Source organism: Okeania sp. SIO2F4, assembly GCF_010672385.1.
Taxonomy (GTDB): Bacteria; Cyanobacteriota; Cyanobacteriia; order Cyanobacteriales; family Microcoleaceae; genus Trichodesmium.
In genome coordinates this window covers 1-2,120 of record NZ_JAAHGT010001248.1, presented here as the reverse complement: position 1 = coordinate 2,120, position 2,120 = coordinate 1, and the positions used below count along the sequence as shown (strand labels likewise).

The 2,120-nt window shown below is 35.9% G+C and carries 1 protein-coding gene; it reads right to left on the bottom strand.

The annotated features are described in order from the left end of the window. Positions 1-631 precede the first annotated feature (631 nt). Positions 632-1,966, bottom strand: a complete 1,335-nt coding sequence (locus tag F6K22_RS39375) for a CHAT domain-containing protein (RefSeq protein ID WP_293110449.1) — start codon at positions 1,964-1,966, stop codon at positions 632-634. Between the last annotated feature and the right edge of the window lie 154 nt (positions 1,967-2,120).

The following is a 2,120-nucleotide window of genomic DNA, read 5'->3' as shown; positions in this document are numbered from 1 at the left end:
AACCGGATTTTATAGAACCCATTTGAGATCTATTTAGAAATAGTGGGACTTACACAAATATAGAAGTAAAAAATAGGCTCAAATATAGACAGGCAAAGCTTTTTACGTCAAAAAGGTATAAATCCTTAATTACCAAGGGTTTTAGGCATTTTTAGGCCATTGACGTAATTCCCCTATCTAGACTAACTTTCAGCTATTTTTTGACCTCAAAATGTTTAAGTCCCAATAGATAAGGAGGTGGGGAGTATTTTCAACCTTTTTCCCATATTCCTTCCCTACATCTCGTGACTCCTGACTCCTGACTCCTGACTCCTGACTCCTGACTCCTGACTAAAAACTTGATCGCCGACAAAGATACCAAATAGGTTCTATATAATTAATAACTGTACTTTGAGATTTTTTACACCGAAAATGGCTTCAAACCCAGTATTAGCAAGGGAAATACCTCACAGTGCTAAAAATAGCTAAAACCTAGATATATCAATAAAACAGTTAATTCGAGGTTAAAACATTACTGCATAAGCTTTTGAGCTGATTTTTAACCTATTTTTTTCTAAAGTCCAGATAATTAATAATTGTTGAAGAATGCAGTTTCATACCTAAAATCAGCAACTCCTAAAACAAAATCCTCTTACCACGGGGAACCAATCATGGTAAATGCTGCCCAATAATAAGGATGAGATAAATCTCTCTTACCTCCTCTGACTAACTCCAATGGTAAAGCCAAATGTTGATTACCATTTCGGAGAATATGACGATTTTCTAAATGCACATCTCCCCTTAACATTGCCAATTGAGCTTCTCGTAACGCTTCTGCTTTAATAGGTCTTTTTGACAAATGTTGATAAAACTCAGTCATTAAAGCTAATGTGCCAGTATCACTAACATACCAAAGACTTGCCAAAGCAGACTTTACCCCTGCTTGTACTGCCAACCCGGCAAAACCTAACTCGGCATCTTCATCTCCCACTGCAGTAGTACAAGCACTCAACACCAATAATTCAACTTGGGGACTATACAAACGTAACTGACGCAACTCATTTAACCGTAGCTTAGTATCCCAAAATTGAATATAAGAATTATCAGCACTCCCTGGATGAAATTCTCCATGAGTAGCTAAGTGAATAATTCTAAATTTTTCTTTGCTGCGTTGCTGCTTCAAATTTTCCAGAGTAAATTCTTGATTCAAAAAAGACTTACCTTGCCAAAGATTATTCACAATAGTTTGAAGTTCTATAGGTACTGCTGGTAGAGGAATTTGATTAGCATGAGCAGGAAATTCAGATGCTCCCATTGCTAAAACTTGAGCACCATTTAATCCGACATATTTTGTATCTGTTAAAGTGAAATTAGGAATTAAGCCTAAACTATATTTTTCTACTAGGAATTGTTGACCATCGTGTAGAGCTGCTATGGGAATAGTTCTCAATCCACTATCCATCGAAAAAATTGTCATATTTATATTATTAGCTACCAATTCTTGAGCTATTGGAGCAATCAACCATTTATATAATTTTTGAGCATTTGATAAATAATCGTGAGAATCTAATTGACTAGGGGTTCTAATCTGGTTGGTGAATTTTTTAGCAACCTTAATTACTTCATCCCTGCTTTTCTTAATACTTTTAACAACTGGTTTACCATTGGGCAAAAATAATTGTAGTTCTAAATAATTGGGTTGTGCAGAGACGTATATAATTGCTGGTCTGATGCCTATTTTGGCAACACTGCTGAGAGTATTGCGGATATTTGCTGGTGTGGCAGCTCTCTTAGAGATATTTTTTCCTAAATAACTAGCAAATTCTCTGCCTCTGGTTAGTTCTATCTGAGATACAGTATCTGTTAAGCTAATTTGATGGAAATTATTTTTGGGAGAAATTTCTGAAGCAGTAGTTGTAATATTTTCTTCTACGACTATGGTTGGAGTTGGTTTCTGGGAAGACTTACCTTGAGCAGGATTTTCCATAGCAACAGTTTGCTCGGAAACTGGTGGGCAACAAACCCACAAGTAGTTATACAAGCACGCCAAGGTTTACAAAGAATAGAAAATATCGAAAAAAATCGCCAACAACAAGAAATTGCTGCTGCCAAATCTAATCCCGAAAATATAGAACCAGGAT

Coding starts and splice junctions, on each gene's coding strand:
- F6K22_RS39375 (WP_293110449.1), bottom strand. CDS start 1,966: ATGGAAAATCCTGCTCAAGGTAAGTCTTCCCAGAAACCAACTCCAACC.